This is a genomic window from Nocardiopsis quinghaiensis (assembly GCF_008638365.1).
GTDB lineage: Bacteria > Actinomycetota > Actinomycetes > Streptosporangiales > Streptosporangiaceae > Nocardiopsis > Nocardiopsis quinghaiensis.
Genome location: NZ_VWVU01000017.1, coordinates 81,004 through 102,649, shown reverse-complemented (window position 1 = coordinate 102,649; position 21,646 = coordinate 81,004). Strand labels below are relative to the sequence as shown.

The 21,646-nt window shown below is 70.1% G+C and carries 18 protein-coding genes; 11 read left to right on the top strand and 7 right to left on the bottom strand.

The window, feature by feature from the left end; all coding sequences use genetic code 11:
• Nucleotides 1-28: 28 nt before the first annotated feature.
• Together FYX01_RS19195 and FYX01_RS19190 are read left to right on the top strand one after the other, a co-directional pair.
• Nucleotides 29-961, top strand: coding sequence for a type II secretion system F family protein (locus tag FYX01_RS19195; RefSeq protein WP_150243329.1), 933 nt, complete (start codon nucleotides 29-31; stop codon nucleotides 959-961).
• A gap of 28 nt (nucleotides 962-989) precedes the next feature.
• Entirely contained in the window at nucleotides 990-1,901 is a 912-nt protein-coding gene (locus FYX01_RS19190; protein ID WP_150243396.1) for a type II secretion system F family protein, read from the top strand.
• Nucleotides 1,902-2,048: 147 nt separating this feature from the next.
• On the opposite strand, the gene FYX01_RS19185 is transcribed toward FYX01_RS19190, so the two are convergent.
• The 3 genes from FYX01_RS19185 to FYX01_RS19175 form a co-directional block, all read right to left on the bottom strand.
• On the bottom strand, nucleotides 2,049-2,975 hold the full coding sequence (locus FYX01_RS19185; protein WP_150243327.1) for a nitroreductase/quinone reductase family protein: 927 nt from the start codon (nucleotides 2,973-2,975) through the stop codon (nucleotides 2,049-2,051).
• A 407-nt stretch (nucleotides 2,976-3,382) separates the two neighbouring features.
• Nucleotides 3,383-5,473, bottom strand: a complete 2,091-nt coding sequence (locus tag FYX01_RS19180) for a serine/threonine protein kinase (RefSeq protein WP_150243325.1) — start codon at nucleotides 5,471-5,473, stop codon at nucleotides 3,383-3,385.
• Nucleotides 5,474-5,769: 296 nt separating this feature from the next.
• Nucleotides 5,770-6,120: an ArsR/SmtB family transcription factor gene (locus FYX01_RS19175; protein ID WP_150243323.1), complete on the bottom strand. Its 351-nt coding sequence runs from the start codon at nucleotides 6,118-6,120 to the stop codon at nucleotides 5,770-5,772.
• A gap of 180 nt (nucleotides 6,121-6,300) precedes the next feature.
• Between FYX01_RS19175 and FYX01_RS19170 the strand changes: the two genes are divergently transcribed.
• Nucleotides 6,301-7,308 carry an LLM class flavin-dependent oxidoreductase gene (locus FYX01_RS19170; RefSeq protein ID WP_150243321.1) on the top strand — a complete coding sequence of 336 codons (1,008 nt, stop codon included), beginning with the start codon at nucleotides 6,301-6,303 and terminating at the stop codon, nucleotides 7,306-7,308.
• Nucleotides 7,309-7,452: 144 nt separating this feature from the next.
• Here the strand turns inward: FYX01_RS19170 and FYX01_RS27085 are convergent, their stop codons facing one another.
• The gene (locus FYX01_RS27085) at nucleotides 7,453-8,592 is read right to left on the bottom strand and encodes a TIGR04222 domain-containing membrane protein (protein WP_150243319.1); all 1,140 of its coding nucleotides are present in this window, start codon (nucleotides 8,590-8,592) and stop codon (nucleotides 7,453-7,455) included.
• Between the two features lie 543 nt (nucleotides 8,593-9,135).
• Between FYX01_RS27085 and FYX01_RS19160 the strand changes: the two genes are divergently transcribed.
• The 5 genes from FYX01_RS19160 (at nucleotide 9,136) to FYX01_RS19140 (ending at nucleotide 14,521) form a co-directional block, all read left to right on the top strand.
• Nucleotides 9,136-9,366 (top strand): hypothetical protein, encoded by a 231-nt coding sequence (locus FYX01_RS19160; RefSeq protein ID WP_150243317.1) that lies wholly within the window; start codon nucleotides 9,136-9,138, stop codon nucleotides 9,364-9,366.
• Nucleotides 9,367-9,453: 87 nt separating this feature from the next.
• Nucleotides 9,454-10,476, top strand: coding sequence for an OmpA family protein (locus FYX01_RS19155; RefSeq protein ID WP_223830547.1), 1,023 nt, complete (start codon nucleotides 9,454-9,456; stop codon nucleotides 10,474-10,476).
• A gap of 12 nt (nucleotides 10,477-10,488) precedes the next feature.
• On the top strand, nucleotides 10,489-11,013 hold the full coding sequence (locus FYX01_RS26780; RefSeq protein ID WP_223830546.1) for a hypothetical protein: 525 nt from the start codon (nucleotides 10,489-10,491) through the stop codon (nucleotides 11,011-11,013).
• Between the two features lie 27 nt (nucleotides 11,014-11,040).
• On the top strand, nucleotides 11,041-11,715 hold the full coding sequence (locus FYX01_RS19145; RefSeq protein ID WP_150243315.1) for an aggregation-promoting factor C-terminal-like domain-containing protein: 675 nt from the start codon (nucleotides 11,041-11,043) through the stop codon (nucleotides 11,713-11,715).
• Between the two features lie 379 nt (nucleotides 11,716-12,094).
• On the top strand, nucleotides 12,095-14,521 hold the full coding sequence (locus FYX01_RS19140) for a glycosyltransferase family 4 protein (RefSeq protein ID WP_150243313.1): 2,427 nt from the start codon (nucleotides 12,095-12,097) through the stop codon (nucleotides 14,519-14,521).
• A gap of 82 nt (nucleotides 14,522-14,603) precedes the next feature.
• Here FYX01_RS19140 and FYX01_RS19135 read toward each other — a convergent pair whose 3' ends face one another.
• On the bottom strand, nucleotides 14,604-15,596 hold the full coding sequence (locus tag FYX01_RS19135) for a hypothetical protein (RefSeq protein WP_150243311.1): 993 nt from the start codon (nucleotides 15,594-15,596) through the stop codon (nucleotides 14,604-14,606).
• Between the two features lie 419 nt (nucleotides 15,597-16,015).
• Here FYX01_RS19135 and FYX01_RS19130 point away from each other — a divergent pair, with 419 nt between their 5' ends.
• From FYX01_RS19130 to FYX01_RS19120, 3 genes are all read left to right on the top strand, one after another.
• On the top strand, nucleotides 16,016-17,113 hold the full coding sequence (locus tag FYX01_RS19130; RefSeq protein ID WP_150243309.1) for a VldE C-terminal domain-containing protein: 1,098 nt from the start codon (nucleotides 16,016-16,018) through the stop codon (nucleotides 17,111-17,113).
• Nucleotides 17,114-17,209: 96 nt separating this feature from the next.
• On the top strand, nucleotides 17,210-17,566 hold the full coding sequence (locus FYX01_RS19125) for a hypothetical protein (RefSeq protein ID WP_223830545.1): 357 nt from the start codon (nucleotides 17,210-17,212) through the stop codon (nucleotides 17,564-17,566).
• Between the two features lie 221 nt (nucleotides 17,567-17,787).
• Nucleotides 17,788-18,639 (top strand): hypothetical protein, encoded by an 852-nt coding sequence (locus tag FYX01_RS19120; protein WP_223830553.1) that lies wholly within the window; start codon nucleotides 17,788-17,790, stop codon nucleotides 18,637-18,639.
• On the opposite strand, the gene FYX01_RS19115 is transcribed toward FYX01_RS19120, so the two are convergent.
• Both FYX01_RS19115 and FYX01_RS19110 read right to left on the bottom strand, forming a co-directional pair.
• Nucleotides 18,632-19,669 (bottom strand): pectate lyase family protein, encoded by a 1,038-nt coding sequence (locus FYX01_RS19115; protein ID WP_150243305.1) that lies wholly within the window; start codon nucleotides 19,667-19,669, stop codon nucleotides 18,632-18,634. The genes FYX01_RS19120 and FYX01_RS19115 overlap by 8 nt on opposite strands.
• Nucleotides 19,670-19,874: 205 nt before the next feature.
• A complete protein-coding gene (locus FYX01_RS19110; protein ID WP_150243303.1) occupies nucleotides 19,875-21,575 on the bottom strand; it encodes an ABC transporter family substrate-binding protein in 1,701 nt (566 codons plus the stop codon).
• Nucleotides 21,576-21,646 lie beyond the last annotated feature (71 nt).

Genomic DNA, 21,646 nt, shown 5'->3' with positions numbered 1-21,646 from the left:
CGCGCCCCCCGACCGTATTGGAGTCCCGGTGAACTGGCAGATCGTGGCGATCCTCGGCGGCCTGGCCGCGGTGTTGGCGCTGGCGCTGTGGGCGTTGTGGGAGTTCGTGGCCAGCGCCCGGCAGCGGCGGCTGATCGCCGCCCGCAGCGCCCTGGACCAGGCCGAGTACGAGGCGTCCACGCTCATGGCACGGCTGGACACGGCCATCTACCGCACCCAGTGGGGCGCGCGGCTGTACCGCAGGATCGCGCGGTCGGGCGCGGAGATGCGCCTGTCCACGTTCGTGCTCTCACTGGTGGGCGGGGCGCTGCTGGCGGTCGTCGTGGTCTGGCAGGTGCTGGCGCCGTTCTTCGGCCTGCTGGCGGCGGCCGGGGTGGCGTTCCTGTTCTTCTCCTACCTGAACCGGGCCGAGGCCAAGCGGCGCGAGGAGTTCACCTCCCAGCTGCCGGACCTGGCGCGGGTGCTGGGCAACGCGACCTCGGCGGGTCTGGCCCTGCCCACGGCCGTGGCGATGGCCGCCGACGAACTGGACGGGCCCGCCGGTGAGGAACTGGGACGCATGGCCGAGTCGATGAAGCTGGGAGCCAGCTTCGAGGAGGCCGTCCGGGAACTGCGCGAGCGGATGCCCTCCCGCGAACTGGGGGTGCTGCTGTCCACGCTGGTGGTGGCCTCGCGCTCGGGCGGCTCCCTGGTCACGGCACTGCGCAACATCTCCACCACCCTGGAGAACCGCAAGGAGACCCGGCGCGAGGTACAGACGATCCTCAGCGAGACCACGAGCACCGTGTGGGCGCTGGGGTTCATGTCGGTGGGCGCGCTGTTCCTGATCAACGCCATCGAGCCGGGCATCATGCGCGTCATGACCACGTCCGTGGCGGGGGTGACGGTGCTGCTGGTGGTGGCCGCGCTGTTCGCCATCGGCTTCGTGCTGGTGTCCCGCATCACCAAGTTCGACCTGTGAGGACCTGCTCCCGATGGACCTGCCCCCGATGAACGACCTCCTGTCCCTGGTGCCGCTCGCCGTCGCGCTGGCCAGCGCGCTGGTCGTGCTCGTCGCGTGCTACGGCCTGCACCTGACCATGTCGCGGACCCGGGTGGCGGTGAACGACCCGGCCGCGCGCCCGGCTCGGACCAGGTCCGACGACACGTTCGTCCTGCACCGGATCACCGAGGCGGTCGGACGGCCGTTCGCCCGCTCGCTGGAGGCCTCCCTGAGCCGGCGCGTACGGGTGTCCGTCGTCGAGCGCATCGACGCGGCGGGACGGCCCGACGGGCTGACCCTGGAGCGCTACCTGCGGCGCAAGGTCGGCGAGGTGGCGCTGTACGGCCCCCTGGGGCTGCTGATGCTCGTGACGGGCAACCCGGTGGTCGGGGTGGTGGTGCTGGCCTTCACCGGTCTGACCGACCTGAGCCTGTACGTGCAGGGCCAGGAGCGGGCCGACCGGGTGCAGTCGCAGCTGCCGGACTTCCTGGACGTGCTCGCGGTGACGGTGAGCGCGGGGATGTCCTTCCGTGCGGCGGTGGCACGGGTGGCCGAGTCGATGCCGGGCGTGCTCGCCGACGAGTTCACGCTGGCCCTGCGGCAGATGGAGCTGGGCACGTCGCGCCGGGAGGCGTTCGAGCTGCTGCGGCGCCGCAACCGCAACGAGTCGCTGAGCAAGTTCGTGACCGCGATCCAGCAGGCGGAGGAGCTGGGCTCCCCGCTCAGCGACACCCTGGTGGACATCAGCCGGGACATGCGGCGGGCCGACGCCCAGTACATGCGCCGCAAGGCCCAGCGGATGAACCCGAGGGTGACGATGGTGACCGCGGTGACCCTGCTGCCGGGACTGCTCATCCTCATCGTGGGGTCGATGTTCCTGGGCACCGAGGTCAACCTCGGTGTCATCCTCGGCGGCTGAGGCGGCCCCGTCCCCGGGGGACGGGGCCGAGGCGTCGGCGCTTCCCGGTCAGGCTCCCGACAGCGATGGTCTTGCTCCCGGTGGCACTGCCGGCGATCGAGGGTGCCACCAAGAGCAATCATCCGGTGAAGGCTCGCGGCCGGCGCACTAGGCGGGGGCGGCGGGCGGGAACGGGACGGCGGCCAGGGCCGGGAACAGCTCGGCCTCCTCGTAGTCCAGGTGGGCCTCCAGCTCCGTGGTCATCCGCTCCAACTCCTCGCGCAGCAGTGCGGGGTCGGCCCTGGCCAGGTCGGCGATGAGCGCCTCCAGTCCACCGCGGAGCCGTTCCACCACGCGGTGCTCCTCGCGCAGCCGGTCGAGCGTCTGTTCCAGGTGCGGCTCGCGCTCCCCCAGACGGGGGAACATGAACTCCTCACTGGTGTGGTGGAAGTGCAGGGACTCGCAGAAGGCCAGGCAGTGCTGGCGCAGCTGCAGGTTGATCCCCAGCGGAGGCGGGCCGTCGGCGTCCGCCCGGGAGGCGCGTTCCGCGAGGTGGGCCTCGACCTCGGTGCGCACGTGCCCGAGCTGTCCGCGCAGCCAGGTGTGCACCTCGACGAGCTTGTCGGCGAGGTTGGCGACCTCGGCGCTCTCGACGTAGGCGCGTTCCAGGGCCACGACGGGCAGCATCCGGTCGGTCCCGGCCTGGTAGTCGCCATAGCCCGGTACCCGGCGCACGATCTCGTCGAACAGCCGGTTCCGTTCGGCTCCCTCGGCGGGCACGGCGACGGCGGAGAACTCCCCGGTTCCCAGCTCCACGGCGGCCACGGGGTGGGCGAGGATGTTGTGGTACCAGGCGGGGTGGCGGTCCGAGCCGCCCGCCGAGCCCACGACCAGCAGTCGGTCCCCGACGCGGACGTAGCCGAGCGGGGTGGTGTGCTCGCGGCCGGACCGGGCGCCGACGGTGGTGAGCAGCAGCAGGTCGCCGCCCTCGGACATGCCGCCGACGCGGCCGCCGTTGGCGCGGAACTCCTCCACCACCGGGACGTTGAAGTCGCTGACGTGGGGTTCGGGCCGGACATGCGGGTTCTCGCTCATGTGCCTCCTTGGGATGGCGGTCGTGGGCGCGACCGTCCCCGAGGGCACCCGTCGCGGCCCGGGAGCGTGCGCGCACGGGTGGCGGGTGGACATGGCGGAGAACTCCGGATGGCCGGATGGCCGGAAAAGGGTCCGGGGAGGTCGCGATGGATCTCGGCGCGTTCGGGCGCGGCTCAGGCCGGCGCCACGGGAACGGCTAGGCGGTGTCCGTGGTGTGTGTGCTCACAGTGCGCTCCCCGGTGGTTCAAGGTGCCTCCATACCGACCGACCGGCCCACTTCTCTTGGTCGGCGGCACGCGACACGGGGGTCACCCTACGCCACCCGACGGCCGGGCACCACCGGGCCGCGGGCACCGGGAGACCCGGGGCCGTCGCGCCCAGAGCGGGCCCGGGGGGATCACCTCGGGTCAGCCGTTGGGCGGCTGGAGGGCCTCCGCAGGCTGGACCTGTCCCGGGTCGGGGACGCCCAGGTCCGGCTCCCCGTCCAGCTCCACGAACGTGTACCGGGTGTACCACCGCTCCGCCTCCGGTGCGGCGGGGTCCAGGAAGGACACCGGAACGCCTTCGGAGAGGGGACGGCCGTTGAGGACGGAACCGCCGCCGCCCTCGGTGGCGAAGCCCAGCGGAACCCCGTCCTCCGTGGCGACCAGCACGAACACCGTGTCCGCCCCGCCCGGGGCGTCGGATGCGGAGAACTCGCCCTCCACCCGGACGGCGGGCACGTCGTCGGGCGCCTCGCCGCCCAGGTGGCCGTAGGCGTCCTCGACGGACGGTGGCGCCGTGAAGACCACCTCGTCCTCGTGGAGGACGGTCCCGTTCTCCACGGCGCGGACCAGGGGTTCGACGACCTTGTCCGGAGCGAACCCCTCCGCCGAGCCGAGCACCCCGGGTTCCGCCCCGTACCAGCTCGGTACTCCGTTCCACGCGGTGTTCTCCGCGCGCAGCAGGTCTCCGTCGACCGTCATCAGGTCGCTGGTGCGGGCGCCGCTGACGGTGCTGGTCCAGCGCAGCACCTCCTGCGGCCCCGACCGGTAGAGCACACGGTCGAAGAGGGTGGGTGTGACGGCGGTGTCGGCGGGCAGCGGCTGGCCGTATCCCCCACCGTTTCCGGCGTAGGTGAGGAACGTGAGCTCGAAGGACTCCGCGGCCCTGAGGGTGTCCAGCGAAGCCGACACCAGCTCCATGCCGGTCAGGGGCGCGGTTCCCGGCTCTCCGGGCTCCTCCTCTCGGGGCTCCTCCTCTTCGGGGCCTCCCCCCTGCCCGGGGGCCTCTTCCTGTCCGAGCCCGGCACCCTCCTCGGACGCCCCGGACTCCGAACCGGCCGTGATGGCGTCGGGCTCACCGGCCAGGGCGTCCATGAGCAGGTGTCCACCACCGACGGCCACGGCCAGGAACACGACCGCGGTGACCGCGAGGGCCGGAATCCCGCCCATGCGGGTCCTGCGGCGGCGCCCGCGTACACGTCCGCCGGTTGCGTGCCCGGCACCGCCCGGGGACTCCCCGGGCCCGGTGGACCGCTCCTCGACCTCCTGGACCTCCCCGGTCTCCTCGGCGCCCGGAACGGCTCTGTCCCACTCCTCGGGCCGGTACCGGGCCACGTCCACGTGCGGCCAGTGCGCGCGGATGATCGCGAGCAGCCGTTCCGCCCACATGTCCCGGGTCGCACCGTCATCCACGCCCGACAGCAGCAGGCACTCCAGGTAGGCGTCCTCCGCCGGCGGGCGCGGCGCCGGGTCCGCCGACAGCGCTCGGGCCAGCACGGGGCGCAGCCCCTCTGGCACGCCGGTGAGGTCCACGCCGTCCTCGCGGATCCGGCGGGCCGCCGTCCGTGAGGACGCGTCCGCGGCGAACGGCTCCCGCCCCGTCGCGGCCAGCACCACCAGGCACGCCCACGAGAACACGTCGGAGGCGGTGTCGGGCTGGGAACCCGTGTAGCGCTCCGGAGCCAGCCAGCCGGGGCTGCCCGCGGTGGTCCGTGAGTCCCCGTCGTCGATCTGGCGGGCGATGCCGTGGTCCACCAGCCTGGGGCCGTCCGGGGTCACGATCACGTTGCCGGGCTCGACGTCCCCGTGGGGCACGCCCGCGGCGTGGATGGAGGCGAGTGCCTCGGCGGTCCCGGCGGCCAGCGCCAGGAGAGCGGGTCCGGACAGCGGCCCGGTCTCGCGTACGTGGCGGCCGAGGTCGGGACCGGGGAGGTAGCGGACCGCCGTCCACGGCCGCCCCTGGAGGGAACCGCTGGCACGGGCGCCCACGGCGCACACACCCTGGTCATGAAGGGCGGGGACGGCCCTCCGGCCGGGGGCCGCGGCCGGGGCCCACTCGGCGTGGGCGGCCTTGAGGGCGACCGCCTCTCCGGACGGTGCCACGGCGGCGTACACGACTCCCATGCCGCTGTCTCCGAGGCGCCCGACCAGCCGGTGGCCACCGATCTCGGCGGGGTCGTCGGCGGCGAGGGGGCGCACACGCGGCGGAAGGGGGGCCAACGGGTGTGGGGCCATGGGGGGACGCCTTCCACTCTCCTGGATCGGGTCCTGGATCGGGGAACGCCTGCCGGTCCGGACCATCGACCCACGGGTACGCGAATCTGTTGAGTACTGACCGTACACATTCCTGGACATACTCCGCGTCGGATCGATTCACGATCACACAAGGCCGGTTGCGGACAGATTGCCCCGCAGACGTGCGCGACCCCCGCCACCCGCGGTCGCCGCGGCTACGGTGGGGGGCAGCGCCCGGTTGCGGTTACCGTCCGGCCCTGGCCGGGCGCTGGCCCACGGGGCCGCGGCACCAGCCGTTACCGCCGGAGCCCTTCCTCCGCCGCCTGGGCGGGCACCGGGTCCCCGCACGAGAGGACCGACTCCAGCAGTCCGGGGAAGCGCCCCTCCAACTCCTCGTCGCGCAGCGAGATGAAGCACCGCGTCCCCTCGGTCCGGTTCTGCACCAGACCGGCGTTGCGCATGATCTTGAGGTGGTGGCTCAGCGTCGACTGCGCGATGGGCAGGTCGATGTCCTTCCACGCCCGCTCCCCCTCCAGGGCGGCGAGCATCCGCACGATCCGCAGCCGGGTCGGCTCGGCCAGCGCGGCGAGGACCGTGACCAGTTCCACCTCGTGGAGGTCGGGGTGCGCGTGCTCCCTGGGAGCCAAGGCGGTCCTCCTCGCATGGGGCCTGGCCTGGACCAGACGGGATTTGGCTCGTGGACAGTCGCGAGTGTACCTTCGTAATTCGATGTTCGTCGAATATCGAACGTGCAGGCCAGTCGGTGACGAGGACCCCCGTCCCGGCCTCGCCGCCGGATCCGCTACGCAGCAGGGGGAAGAGCCACCATGTCCAACGTCGCGCTGTCGGTGCTCGACCATGCCAGCATCGCCGAGGGGGCCACTCCCGGTGACGCGCTCCGCTCCGCGAGGGAGCTCGCCCAGCACGTGGAGCGGCTGGGCTACAAGCGCTTCTGGCTGTCCGAACACCACAACATGCAGGCCATCGCCAGCGCCGCCACGTCCGTCTCCCTGGGGTTCATCGCCGAGGGGACCTCCACCATCAGGGTCGGCGCGGGCGGCGTCATGCTGCCCAACCACGCACCGCTGGTGATCGCCGAGCAGTTCGGCACGCTGGAGTCGCTCTACCCGGGCCGGGTGGACCTGGGCCTGGGCCGCGCGCCGGGCACCGATCCCCGCACGATGAGGGCGCTGCGCCGCGACCACAGCGCGTCGGCGACCTTCCCCAACGACGTGCAGGAACTCCAGGGGTTCTTCGAGCCCGCCGAGCCGGGCCAGCCCGTCCGCGCGATCCCCGGCGAGGGACTGCGGGTGCCGCTGTGGATCCTGGGGTCCAGCCTCTTCGGCGCCCAGCTCGCCGCGCAGCTCGGCCTGCCGTACGCGTTCGCGTCGCACTTCGCCCCGGACGCGCTGTACGAGGCGCTGAAGGCCTACCGGCAGGGCTTCCGGCCCTCCGGGCAGCTGGACAAGCCCTACGCCGTGGCGGGGGTGAACGCCTTCGTCGCCGACACCGACGAGGAGGCCCAGCGCCTGTTCACGACCATGCAGCAGGCGTTCCTTGGCACCCTGCGCGGGGCGCGGGGACGGCTCCGCGCACCGGTGGAGAGCCTGGACACCGCGTGGCGTCCCGGGGAGAAGGAACGACTGGACCACATGCTTCGCTACTCGTTCGTGGGTTCGCCCGAGACGGTCCGCCGCAAGCTCGAACTGTTCGTCACCGACACGGGTGCGGACGAGCTGATGGTGTCGTCGATGATCTACGACCAGACGGCTCGCCTCCGCTCGTTCGAGCTGCTGGCGGAGCTGGCCGAGCTGAAGCGTCCCGAACAGGGCTGATCCCACCTCCCGGGCTGGGAGACGGCCAAGGGTGGCGGTGCCGATCTGCGGGCAGACAGCGGCGCCGCCTTCCCGGCTCGGGAACGCCGGGCAGGGTCGCGTAGAACCCTGACCGGCGTCGTGTTCAGCCGGGACAGGCGGGTGTCACTCTCCCCCGCCCCCACCGCCGTCGCCTCCACCGGAACCGCCGCCGTCACCGGAGGAGCCGAGACCACCTCCCCAGCCGTCGTCGCCGGAGGCGCCTCTCCCCGAGCCCCCGCCGGAGGGGTCCGGGCCCTGGCAGAGTTCGGCGAACGCCCACAGGTCCTCCAGGAGCACGGGGCCGGCGTCCGTGCCGCCCGGGTCCCCTGTGCCGCCCGCGTGAACAACCGGAGGGGAGAGGTCCTGGTGGGCGTCCGGGGAACGCCGGGCCGAGGAGTTCCTACTGCCCTGACTCCGTGACGCGGCCTCGCGCAGTGCGCGGAACCCGGTGACGGCCGTGTAGCGGACAGCCCGGTCACAGGTCATCCTGTCGGCGGGGCACGGGTCGTCGGCCTGGGCCGTAGGGACGCCGTACCTCTGCCCGGCCAGCTCGACCACCGCGTTCCCGGCGGGGGTGTTGGGACTCAGGGACGGTCCCCCGGTCGCCGCCAGAACCACCTGTGCGATCGCCAGGACGGCCGCGGAGGCCAGCCCTCCGGCGAGGAGGGCGAGGGCGGTGTTGCCGGGTTCCACGAAGAAGAACACGCCCGCGCCGCCCGCGGCGACCAGCAGGGAGGCCACTCGCATCCCCCTGATCGTTCCCGGAGTCCTCGCACGGCGCCGCAGTGCCTGGCGGAGCCGGGGTGAGTCCACGATCAGACCGGACACGGCGAGGTCGTCGCGCAGCCTCTCCACGCCCCGGCCGGTGACGACCCTGCGCAGCATCTCGCGGGCACTGACGCCGACACGGTTCCTGAAGGCGGCCACCAGGTCCCGGCGGACGGGGTCCTTCTCGTGCGGGTGGGGGCGGAAGCGGCCGACCAGGGTGAGGAAGCCGCCCTCGGACCGCTGGCGGACGCGGCCGTGGAGGAGGGCGTCCATGACCGCGGTCTCCCCCACCCGGACCGGGCCGCCGGAGAGCAGGGCCAGCTCGTTGGGATGCAGGGCGTCCGGGTCCGGAGGGGTCCGACGGGAGCGGGCGACCCTGCTGAGTGCCGCGCTGAGGGCGAACCTGCCGCGTAGGACGGCCGGAAGCGGGACGGATCCGACCACCAGTCCCACGGCCGCGGCCACCACCAGGTAGAGAGCCGTACTGCTGTCCACACCGCCACCTCTCGTCTTCCGTCTCGGGGGTTCGGGGATGTCGGGGTGTCGGATTGTCGGAGATGGTGTCCGAGCGAAGTTCTCCCATGAGCCCCTCGGGCCCCTGAGTCCCTTTGGGCCCCTGTGGAAACAGAGGCACCATCCAACACCAGGCAGGTCGGGCGTCTACATGGCGGCCTGGCATTTCCCACCCGGCCATGGCGCCCCGGTAGCACACGTGCCATCATGGTGACTCGCCGACCACCGAACGTGACTCCACCGGCGAGGAAACGTGACCACGTATCCACCCGACCACCGCCTTTCACCTGGGCATTCATCCAGCCCTGTGGGCAGCGTGTGGCATCGGGTCCCATGGGGCATCCTGAAGAGAGATGGCCACATCCGGTCAGAAGGCAGGATGGTGTTGGTGTTCATGACGGATAGTGGGATTCCGTGAACACCTACCGTCCGTACAGACCCCTGGTGAATCCGGGCGAGGTTTCACCTGCTCAGAGGCCGCAGAGATGTGGTGCCGCAAGCCCCCTCCCCCAAGGAGTTAACCCCGTGAACAGCTTGACCAGGCTCTGGGTGACGCTCAGCGCCTTCCTTGTGCCAACCTCCAAGAAGGAGGACAAGGGCGCCGGGATCATCGAGTACGCCGCCATCCTGATCCTCGTTGCGGCCATAGCCGCCGCGGTCTTTTCTCTCGGCCTGGCGCAAAGAATAAGCGACGGAATCGGCGCTGCTGTCACAGAAATTCTTCAGGGACCAGGATCTTCATCAGAGGGTCCATGATCAGCATTATCCATCTAGACTAAAAATCGCAGATATACAAACAGAGAAGCCGATGAGATTTTTCCTACAACACCCTCGAAATCTCTAATGCTAGCCACAAGAAAACCTCTGACGACAGCAGCAATCATGGCCTGTCTGTTACTCCCAACAACTGGCTGTGTAGTCAACCCGGATAACTCAGCTCAGGGCGACGAAGAAATTAGCCCGAGCGCATCCAGCACTCCTCCTCCCCCTTCCAGAGATCCTGAAGGTCATGGGGTTATAGCAAGCAGCACCATTTCGGCAACAAGCATCGGCCAGAAGCTCCAGATTGACGTTTATGCACTCGAGAATGTCGGAGAGGGGCGACTCAGACTCCGCTTTGGAGTCACCAACGATTCAGGATCTTCCTTTCACCTCTACAGCGGCCTAGGTGTCCCCGACGACCCCCGCACCGCGAGCGGCATTACACTCCTGGACTCAAAAAACAGAAAACGATATCTGAATTATGAGCAAAGCAACGGCTCTTGCTTTTGCTCTCCAACCAGCGGCAACATCGCCAGTGGCGATACATTAGAAATGTGGATCATCTATCCGGCACCCTCCACCGATGTAGATTCCATGACAATCACAACCCCCTTGACTCCGCCCATACTCGACGTTCCCATTAGCCAGTCTTCCGAGACGGTAGAAAACACAGGCCTCGCAGAACCCAGGATCATTGATCTGGTCATAATTACCGACGACCTCGAAGACCAGACAGGCCGCACTGAAAGCGGAGAGGAAGTTAGCATCATTCTTTCTTCGGACGTGCTGTTTGAAACAAACAATGCAGAGCTCAGCTCGGACGCGCAAGAAATCCTTGAGCAGGTTGCCATAGAAGTTAATGACGCCAGCTCCACCGTAGTGAAAATTGATGGACATGCCGACAATACCGGCAGCGACTCAGTCAACCTTCCCCTTTCGGAAGAGCGGGCAAAATCTGTTGAATCTGTTCTCTCTGAACTGGTAAATCGAGAAGGTGTAACTTTCGAAGTCGAGGGCTATGGATCAAAAGATCCCATCGCTAGCAACGACACGGAAGAAGGACGCGAGCGCAACCGACGGGTCAGCATCACGTTCGAGAAATAACGGGGGAGAGAAATGAGAATGCTACTTCGATCCTTCGGAATAATGATACTTGCCGCATTAATTCCGCTCACCACATCAGCGGGAGCCAGGGCTACCATTAACCCCTACCAAAGCGACCTTGAATCCCTGGGAACCGCACCAGGGAACGCAAAAGAATCAAACCCCCTGACAGCAGAAGTCCACCAGGCAAAGAGAGATAGTTCAGGAGTCCTCCTCTCCGTCGCTTGGAGCATTGAGAACACTGGCGACGATCAAGTATCTATGTTGTGGCTTAGGGATCGTTCTTACTCGTATTCTGGTCAAAATTTCGCTGGCGTCACTGCCGTGAGCCCAGATGGAGTGTTCAGATACCATCCGATCATGGATGGAAATGGAACTTGCCTCTGCTCTGGTAGCGCTTCGAACGATCTTGTCCAGAATCTGGCTAGCGGGGCCAAGGTCACCTACTGGTCCATGTACTCGGTTCCAGAGGATCTTGAGTCCATCACGATCGAGATCCCCAATTTCGAACCCATCGAAGACATCCCCATCTCCTGAACCTCCGCAGATCCGTAGGAGGCGGCGTTGCCCACCCCCCACCGTCCCGACTCCGGGAACACCCGACGGCCCTCCCCCACCGGGCCGCCCGGACGGTCCGACGACCGCAACGGGCCGCCCCGGGTCCGGCGCTGGGCTGAGCGGGCCCTCCGCTGGCTGCACCCTGCCACGGGAGCCGTGCGGGACCGCGGCGCGGCGTTCGTCGAACTGGCGGCGGTCACCATCCTGGTCGCGGCGATCATGGTCGCGGTCTACCAGCTCGAACTCAGCCGGACCTTCAACAACGGAGTACGGCAGATGGTCTGCCTGGTCGAGGGACCCGGCTGCGGTGACGAGACGTGGGTGGACGCCGACCGGCCGGAGGAGCCCGAGGAGTACGAGTGGGGCGGCGGCAACTCCAACGCCCTGGAGAACGAGTCCCTCGCCATGGACCTGGCCGCGGCCAGGGACTGGAACGAGAACGAGCGGGAGTGCCTGAAGAACCTCTGGAGCACCATCTCCCACTGGGACCACACGTTCGTCAACCCCGAGACCGGTGCCCACGGCATCTCCGGATTCAACCCGGCCCAGCACGGCCCCATGCCTTCCAGATTCCAGGAGAGCCCGTCTGAGCAGATCTCCTGGGGGTTGAACCACATCGAGGAGACCTACGGCTCTCCCTGCGCCGCCTGGGTGCAGTGGGAGGGCACCCACACCTACTGACGGGCCCGCCGCTCCGCGGTCGCCCGCCGGCCCACTACCAGCCGCACCCTCCCTCCGCACGCACGCCTGCCCGTAGGCCCGCCCGCCGTCGGCGCGCCCGCCCACTTCGGACGGCACGCACCCCTTACACGAACGCCGCCCCCGGCTCCGGGCGTGTCGTTTTCGCGTCGCGTGAAATTTCCGCAAAACCCCAACAGAGGCCGGTAAATCTTGTGGACTTATCCGACATAGAGGGCATTTCCCTCTAGGCGACGTTTGTAGCCTGTGCGTTCGTTCTCCCGGTTTGTCCCGACAGGGACCCGGGAGCGAGGAACGTGCACCGCTACCGTCCCGTGGGGCACGACGGGGCGCGACCAAGGACACGGGACACGGGGGCTCCATGAAGATCGCCTATCTGATCAACGACATGTACGGCATCGGCGGAACCGTCCGTACCGTCGCCAACCAGGCGACCGCGCTGTCCGACCGGCACGAGGTCGAGATCGTCTCGGTGTTCCGGCACCGCTCGGAACCCGTTCTCCCCGTGCCCGACCAGGTACGCCTGCGCCCGCTCGTCGACGTGCGCGACTACGACAGCGGCTACGGCACGGGGGTCGAGGGCCGCCCGCTGTACGAGGGCTCGCAGCGGGCCGGCGTGCCCCCGCTGCTCTTCCCGCCGGAGGACACGCGCGGGCCCACCCACAGCCGCCTGACCGACGACCGGCTGGAGGAGTACCTGGCCACCACCGACGCCGACGTGGTCGTGGGCACCAGGCCGGGGCTGAACGTGGTGATCGCCCGGGCCGCGCCGCAGCGGGTGGTGAAGGTCGGCCAGGAACACCTGACCTACGACCAGCACTCCGAGTCACTGCGCAGGGTGATGGAGACCGAGTACCCGCACCTGGACGCGTTCGTGACGGTGACCGAGGCCGACGCGCGCACCTACCGCGAGCGGGCGTCTCTGCCGGGCGTACACGTGCTGTCCATCCCGAACTCGGTGCCCGCGCCCCCGTTCACCGCCGACGGCCGCAACACCCACACCATCGTCTCCGCGGGAAGGCTCGCCCCCAGCAAGCGGCACGACCTCCTGGTACAGGCGTTCTCCATGGTCAGCGACGACTTCCCCGACTGGACCCTGCGCATCTACGGTCGCGGCAACCGGCGCGCCTCGCTGGCCCGGCTGGTGCGTTCGCTGGAGCTCCAGGACCGCGTGTGGCTGATGGGCGCGCATCCGCGCGTGGAGGAGGTCTGGGCCCAGGGCGCGTTCGCGGCGTCGACCTCCAGCGAGGAGCCGTTCGGGATGACGATCGTGGAGGCCATGCGGTCCGGTCTGCCGGTGGTGAGCACCGACTGCCCGCACGGACCGTCGTCGATCATCCGCGACCGCGAGGACGGGCTGCTGGTGCCGAACAGGTCCGCCTCGGGGATCGCCGAGGGCCTGGCCGAGCTGATGTCCGACGACGAACTCCGTCACCGGATGTCGTCCGCCGCCCTGCGGGACTCCGAACGCTTCGACCCGGCCAACGTCATGCGGCGGTACGAGGAGCTGTTCTCGGACCTGAGCGGCCGCCCTGTGCCGTCGACGGAACCGCTGGTGCCCGCGCCGCGCCCGGAGCCGCCCGCCGCCTGCCGTGTGCGTACCGACGGGGACGGGACCGCGGTGCTGTCGTTTCCCGAACCACCCGACCAGGTGGCGCTGACCCGGCCCGGGCAGAGGGTGGCGCTGAAGGTGGACGGCGCCGGCGACGTGGTCGTGGACGCCCAACGCGACCGCTTGGCCGCGTGCACGTGGGAGGTGCTGCGGGTCGACGGCGACCGGGAGAGCCCGGTCCACGACGTGGAGATCCACCAGCGGGGTTATCCGCTCTCCCCCGACAGCGTGGAACGGCTGGCCCTGGTGGTGCCCGAGCGCTCGGCCAAGGGACGGCTGGAGCTGCACACGCGGCGGTCGGCGCACCACGCCGAGGTGGAGCACGTGGATTCGGCCGACGGCCTGATCACCGTGCGGGGCCGGGTACTGGGGCAGCACGGGCCGGACGGCCGGGCCCACCTGGCGGTGCGGCTGCGCACCCCGCCCCGGGCCGTGCGGGAGTTCTCCGCTCCGGTGGGGGACGACGGCCGGTTCACCGCGGTCGTCGACCCCGCGGAGGTGGTCCGCGACCGGGGCGGGGAGTCGGAGAAGTGGGAGATGCGCCTGGTGCTCTCGGACGGGACCGAGTGCACGCTGGGCCGGCACCTGCCCGGCGTGGCGGGATACAGGAGGATCATCGAGTACCCCGCACAGAAGGTGGAGCGGGAGCACGGACACGGTTCGCGGGTGCGGCCCTACTACACCATCAACGACCGCCTGGGCCTGAAGACCTCCCCGCTGGTACCGGCCCTGGAGGTGGACCATGTGCGGGTGCGCCCGAAGGGGCGCCGCGGGATCCGCTTCGAGGTACGCCTGGCCTCCCCGCTCCCGGAGGACGCGGAGTGCGCGGTGGAGGTGGTGCGCGGCAGCGACGCGGGGCAACGCTTTCCGCTGCGTGCCGAAACCGTCCGCGCTGAGGAGGACAGCCGCCTGACGGGGATCCTGCCGCTGCTGAACCATATGGAGCACGAGGACACCCCCGGGATCCGGGTGTCGTGGCAGCTACGGCTGCTGGTGGGACCCGCCGGGGACCGGGGCCGCCTGGGTGCCAGGGCGGCTCCGGTCCGCACCGCGCGCCGCTGGAACCACGGCCCCTACGTACGTTCGGTGACCGTGGCGCCGCTCGACTCCGGTGACCTCCAGGTCACCGTCGCCGACGTCCACGTGTGGGAGGCCGCCCGCCGGAGGCTGCACTGACTTCCCCGGACCCACCGCGTCCGGCCGTCACGCTCCGCGCGCGGCTCCTCCCGGCCGCCGCGCCCACCGCCCCCGGCCCCCGCTACTCCGCACGCGACTCCTCGCGTCCGGTGCGGATGATGCGCTGGGCGAGGCTGAGCCGGTCCAGCAGCCAGTCCGGCAGGTGGTCGGAGCTGCGCGGGAAGCACCGGATGTCCTGGTGGAAGCTGCGGGGATCGGGCTCGAAGTCGAACTCGGGCGGGGCGTCGTGGTCGAAGTGCGCCCCGATCTCCCGTGACTCGCTCACCGTCAGCCGGGCGGTGAACCACGTCCCCTTCCCCGACTGGTACATCCCCGTGCGCAACCGGTCCAGCAGCTGGCCGACCTCCGGCAGGAGCAGGTCCCACTCGACTCCGCCGTCCTCCCTGCGCACCATCACCCGCGACGAGGACATCCTGACGAGTCCCCTGTAGTCGACGACGATCTCGCTCCACCGTCCGCGGACCGGCTCGATCGTGCGGTCCACGATCTCCTGGACGGTGTCCATCATCTCCTCGGGGGTCATGTCACCGGGCGAGATGTGCGACCGCGATCCGGGGTGCGGGACCGCGGCCAGCAGGCTCCAGAGGGAGCCGCCCTCCGACGCCGCCCCGGGCACGCGGTCCCCCTCCAGCCGTTCCCGCAGCCAGTCGGGGACGTGCTCGTCGTCTCGGGGGAAGTGCTCGAGGTCGAACGCGTAACTGGCGTCGTCCCGGGGCTCGTCGAAGTGGGGCTCGTTCTCGTAGTCGTACCGGATCCGGTGGCCCCCGGGCCGCTCGACCTCGTAGTAGGCCGTGTACCAGGTACCCGTTCCGGCGGTGTACATCCCCTCGCGCATCTCCCGCATCCACTCCACGACGGACAGCGGCGGGACGCAGCCGGTGCTGCGCCCTCCCTCGAACATCACCTCGAAGCGGGCCGTCTCACAGGCGCCGAGCCCCGAGTACACGAGCCGTAGCTTGACCCAGTCGTCGGGGGCCGCTCTGAGCAGGTCCGTCCCGATCCGGCGGAGGAACTCGTCCTGTTCGACCGGGGTCATCGCTTTTCGGGCGCTCATGTTCTCGCCTTCGCTTCTTCTGCGGCGGGTGGGTCTGGGGCCGGGCGCCGTGGTCTCTCCGCGCGGCGCGTACCGGCCAGAGTCCATACTCCTGTGTGCGCCCCGTCCGCGGATGGACAACTCGGCAGAAACACACGAATCGGTCTCCGCCGAACCACACGACCGTGTGGCCCGATACGGACAGGGCCCTCGCCCCGCCGTCGTGCCACGCGTACACCAGCAGGGTAAACGCTCCTCCGCCCGGTCCACGGGGCCCTGCGGCCGTCCACAGGCCCTACCGCTTATCGGCATGCCCGGATAAGCTGCGCCGAGCGGGGTGTTGTCCGAATGTGGTCACACACCGACCACACACGCGTCTCCCCGCCCGCCGACGACCCCCCGCTTCCCGCCTGGAAGCACCCCCTCCCCACGGACAAGGCATGGGACTGCGACGGACCCCCTCCTCCCACCCGGCTCCACGACCGCGACGGCGCCTCATGGGCCGTGGCGACGACGGGCAGGCCAACATCCTGCTCCTGTTCGGGCTCACCCTGGCCCTGCTGGCGCTGACCCTGCTGTTCGTGCGGATCGGTGCCGCCAACGACTCGCGCTCGCAGACCCAGACCGCGGCCGACGCCGCGGCGCTGGCCGCGGTGAGCGCCCTGCAGGAGCAGGCCGCTCAGGACATCGTCGACGGCGTGTACCCCATGCCGTGGTTCGACGAGGATGTCGCCGAGAAGCGCGCCGAGGAGTACGCCAGGGCCAACGGCGCGGTGCTCACCGACCTCCGCGCCAGCGACAACGTCATGGGGCGCAACGGCAACATCGTGCGCGTGGAGGTGCGCGACGCCATATGCCAGAAGGAACTGGAGGAGGACGGCTCCCGGCACTGGAACGACGTGGTCTGCGACGGGGCCGAGGACGAGACCGACACCGTGGTCGGCAACGCGTCGGCCATCGCCATCGTCCGGATCCCCCACCAGTGCGGACGTGACGGGGGCGACCTGGTCTGCGACGGCGGTCCCGTCACCGGGGCCGCCGACGCCAAGCGGCTGATCGACGTGCACCTGATCGACCAGGAGGGCCGCTACAGGTTCGATCCGCAGTTCGTCGGAGGAGGGGGACCCATGGTGGACTGCTCGTCCCTGGGAGCGCTGCACCCGACCATGTGCGCCGTCCACCAGCGCCTCCAGAGCGAGTTCGGCAGCTTCTTCCTCTCCGCGGGCGGTCGGCGCGACGAGCCGGGCAGCGACCACGGCAGCGGCGAGGCCGTGGACTACATGCTGGCGGAGCTGGGAGGCGTGCCCACCGACGACATGCACGGGAACGCCATCGTGGTGATCAACTGGGCGATCCAGAACGCCCACCGGCTCGGGATCAAGGGCATCATCTACGAGCAGCACATCTGGAACGCGACCAAGGGGGACCCGGTGGGCCCGTGGGCGAGCGTGCGGCGCCCCATGGGGGACAGGGACGGCAACACCCAGAACCATATCGACCACATCCACCTGGCGGCGGGCGACGGGCCCATGCTCTGACCCTCCGTCCCGCTCCGTCCACGGAGCCCGGAGGGTCGTCCCCAGGTTCGGAGAGGGTCTTGTCCGGGCCCCGCGGCCTCCCCGAACCTGGGGAGCATGGCAGCCCGTGATCAGGTCCTTCCCGACCGCTCCCTCCTCCTGCGCACCCTCGCCCCCATCGTGGGCCCGATCTCCCCCGACGCGGTCGTCCGCGACGTCACCGCCTCCCACGTGTGGGGCGTAGACCTGTACCCGGCCGGTAGCCGCGCCACCCGGACCCGATCGCACGTGTCGGTCCCCCGGGGCGTGCGGACGGGTGGCATGCCGGTCGCCGCGCGCCACGATCCGGTGCCCGCCGCCGACCGCACCGTGGTGGGGCGTGCGGATCACCGCACTTGCGCGCACCGCCGACGTGGCCGCACGCGCGCCCACGAGAGGAACCCGCCCCGGCTGCTCGACCACCGCTCGGACTGACGCCCGCCGCCGCTCACGTACCCGCCCCGCGGCGGCCGGGTGCCCGTCCTCGTGGTTGTCGGCGGCGATCATGTGCGTGCGACCATCGAACGGAACACTGCGTCACCGCGTCGTACCATCCGTCACGTCCGGTACCAGAGCAAGACGATCAGCACACCCCCCGCGATCCCGTTCCCCCGGTCGCGCGAAGATCAGCAGAAACGAGGCCCGAGGCCGTGGCGATGCCGTCGATGCCGCACAGCTCCGACCCCGACGACCAGTCCCCCTCCCCCGGGGAGCAGCCGAACTGGCTGGTGTCCACTCTCCTGGTGCTGGCCTGCCTGGCCGTGGTCGCGAGCGGATGGGGCGTGGCCAGGCTGGCCGTGGGAGACTCCCCGCACCCGTTCGACACCACTGACACCCCCGAGTCCCCCTTCCCCCGGCCCGGGGCGGCCGGGGCCGACCCCGAGGACGCCGGTGCCTACGTCGAGACCGCGGCGGAGCTGGTGGAGGGCTCCTCGGCCTTCCACATCACCTTCCGCGTGTACGACGCCGACGGGGACGCCCCCGCCGACACCTCCCCGACCGGCACGGAGCCGTACACGTCCGGCCGGGGACAGGCCGTGTACGCGTCCGGAGCCGATCCGGAGTTCGACCACACCTTCACCACCGCGGAGGACCGGAGCGTGTACCGCTACGACATGGGAGGCGGACAGCTCATGATGACCGCCGACCGGGGCCTGGAGCTGCTCGACCCGCCCAGCACGGCCGACCGCTACCTGTGCTCGCGCGACTTCGGCTCCGCCAAGCTGCGCGAGGTGCTCGACACCTCCACCGACCTGGCACTGGCCGGGCCGGAGGAGGTGCCTCTGGAGAGAGCGGGACTACGCGACACCCACAGCGCCTACCGCTACACCGGCACCTTCACGACGATGCTGGGCGGCTACGACTCGGAGTCGGAGAGCAACACGCTCACCATCGTGGAGGACGCCGGGTTCGAGCTGTGGATCGACGAGCGGGGGTATCCGCGCAGACTCGACTACCGCGCCGCGAACGGCGTCGGGGAGAGCTACGAGTACCACTCGTTCAGCTGACCCCGGCCCCCTCGGCGACCAGGTCGGGCACGCTGACGGTGTCGTCCAGCTCGTAGGCGTAGGGCGGCTCCGGCACGTCGCCGCGCAGGTGGGGCTGCTCGGCGTCCAGGAGCAGGTTGTCCCGGGTGACCACGTTTCCGGGCTGTTCCTCCCCGGTGGTCACCGACAGGCGGGTGCCGTCGAAGTAGTTGCCCTCCACCAGCACGTTGGAGTCGTGGGCCGACTGCACCCCGTAGCCCGGGTTGGCCCGGAAGTAGTTGTTGAACACGTGCACGTGCTCGGCGAACCGGGCGCTCGGGTGCCGGCCCGAGGTGCCGTCGAAGTAGTTGTGGTGCACGGTGACCCTCAACGCCCCGGGCGCGTCCTCGCCTCCGCCGATCGTGACCGCCGACTCGGCGTCGGTGAAGTGGTTCCAGGACAGGGTGACGTTGTCGGCGCCGTCGGAGACCGAGACCAGGGAGGAGTCGCCGCCCCCCGCGAACGTGGAGCCGTCCACCCACACGTGGTGGGCGCCTCCGCGCACGGCGATCGCGGTCCCCCCGGTCTCCATGCTCAGGTTGGACAGGACGACGTCGCTGGAGCCGTCGACCACCAGGCGGCCCCCGGTCAGCTCGGCGCCGTCCACGCCCACGAGGGTCTTGTCCGAGCCGACCCCGACCTCGCCGTCCAGGTCGATCCGGCCTCTGACCTCGACGGTGAGCGGCTCCTCGGCGGCCAGGTGGTCGGACAGCTCGTCGGCGTCGGAGGCGGTGACGGTCTCCCCCCTGTCTCCGCCGACCACGCCCGGGTACTCCTCCCCGTCGCGCTCCAGGGGTTCTCCCGCCCAGCCGACCGGTGCCGGGACCCCCTCCCCGGGTGTCTCCTGCTCCTGCTGCGGTGAGCCGGCCTCGTCGGCTTCGGCCTTGTCCGGGTCAGCGGCCTCGTCGACCGGCGGTCGCGTGGCGGTTCCCCCCTCTTCCGGGGAGCAGGAGGTGAGGGCGGCGCACAACAGCGCCGCCGCGGCCGCGGCGGCGAGCGGATGGATTCTCATCGGGGGCTTTCCAGCGAGTGGAGCGAGGGGTGCGGGGGCGGGGGCGCGCCCTGCGAACGCCGCCGTCGCGAACTTCACGCGACGGGAAGCAGTGTTCGAAGAGCACGCATAGACCTTGCCACAGCCCGGTTCCCGGTCCCAACCCAGCCCTGTGGGCCGTCCCGCACGCGATGCCGGGGGCGCCGCGTGCGGTGTCGTCACGCGGTTACCCGGCGGCCCAGCCGATGTCCTCGTAGACGTAGTCGGAGGCCAGACCGAACTCGCCCCAGTTGTGCAGGTCCTCGTTCACCACGTACAGGCCCGGACGCTCGAAGAAGGGGATGGTCACGACCTCCTCCCACAGCAGGCGGTCGATCTCGTTGGCCAGCTCGGCGTAGCGGTCGGGGTCGGTCTCGGCCCGCAGCTCGTCGAACTCCGCGTCGATCTCCTCGGTCGAGGTCCGGGCGAGGTTGTTGCCCCACTCGCCGTCCTCGCCGGGCATGCCGTAGTTCTCCTTGGCGTCACCCGCGTAGGGGTTCTCGCCCACCAGGACGTACGTGGCGACCTCGTAGTTGCCCGGGATGACGTACTCGGAGAACAGGGCGTTGGTCGGCACCTGCTGGACCCTGACCTCGACACCGATCTCGGAGAGCATGTCGCGGCCGATCTCGGCCTCGTCCAGGGCGATGGCCATGTCGTCGGCGGCCACCCAGTCCAGGCTCAGCGTCTCGCCGTCCTCGTTGGTGCGGTACTCTCCGCCCTCCTCCAGGGTCCACCCGGCCTCGTCGAGCAGTTCCTCGGCGCGCTCGGGGTCGTACTCGCCGTACCCCTCGCTGTTGTCCTGGTAGCCGCGCTGGCTGGAGCGCAGCAGGCGGTTGACCTCACCGGTGATCGGCCAGTCGATCGCGCCGAGGGCGACCTCGGCGAGGGCGTCGCGGTCCAGGCCCAGGGCGACCGCGTGGCGGACGCGGACGTCCTCCAGGTCCGGGCTGGCGCCGTTGAGGGAGGCGAACCGGTGGCCGTGGTTGACGGCCCTGGTGAAGTAGGCGCCCTCGTCGCCCTTGAGCAGCTCGTAGCCCGCGGCGTCGTAGCCGAGGTAGAAGCCGTCGATCTCACCGTTGTTGAAGGCGCCGGCCATGGCGTCCGGGCCCATGGCGTCGAAGACGATCTCGTCCAGCAGGGGCTCGGTGCCCCACCAGTCCTCGTCCTTCGTGATCGTGACGCGCTCGGCGACGTCGTCGAACTCCACGTCCCCGAAGGGTCCCGCGGTGACGGGGTAGTCCTTGACGTAGCCCTCCTTGAAGAGCCTCTCGTCCTCCATGTACTCCTCGGGGTACAGCGGGGAGAACAGGGAGGGCCACTCGGAGTAGGGCTCGTCGAACTCCAGGGTGAAGGCGTACTCGTCCTCGCCCGGGACGAACCCGGTGATCTGGTCGTACCCGGCGGTGCCGCCGAGTTCCCAGTCGCCCTCGCGCGAGCCGCCGAGGGTCTCGACCTGGGCCTCGTAGTCCTCGAAGGTGATGGACCCGCCGTCGGACCACACGGCGTCGGGGTTCAGCTCGTAGGAGACCTGGAGGCCGTCGTCGCTGACCCCGTAGTCGAGCACGAAGCTGGTGTTGGGCGACGCCGTGCCCTCGGCGTCGTACCGGGTCGGGTTGGGCAGTACGGCGGCGGCCACACGGCGCACGTTGGCCAGGTTGCCCTGGGTGTGCCACATGTTGTGCTGCTCGTCGTAGGCGCTGAGGGCCCACACGAAGGTGCCGCCCTTCCGGAGGTCCTCGCGGGGAGCGGGGTTCAGGTCCTCCGCGGCGAGGGACGCCGCCTGCTCCTGTGCGTCTCCCCGGTGGTCGCCGCCGGCACCGCAGGCGCTGGTCAGCACGGCCAGGGCAGCGGCTGGGGCGAGATAACGCGCCTTCCCGATTCGCATGGGGGTTCTCCTCCTGTGGGGATGGTGCGACCAGCACGCGGGGCGGTGCTGGCCGTGCCTGCCAGGCCGCC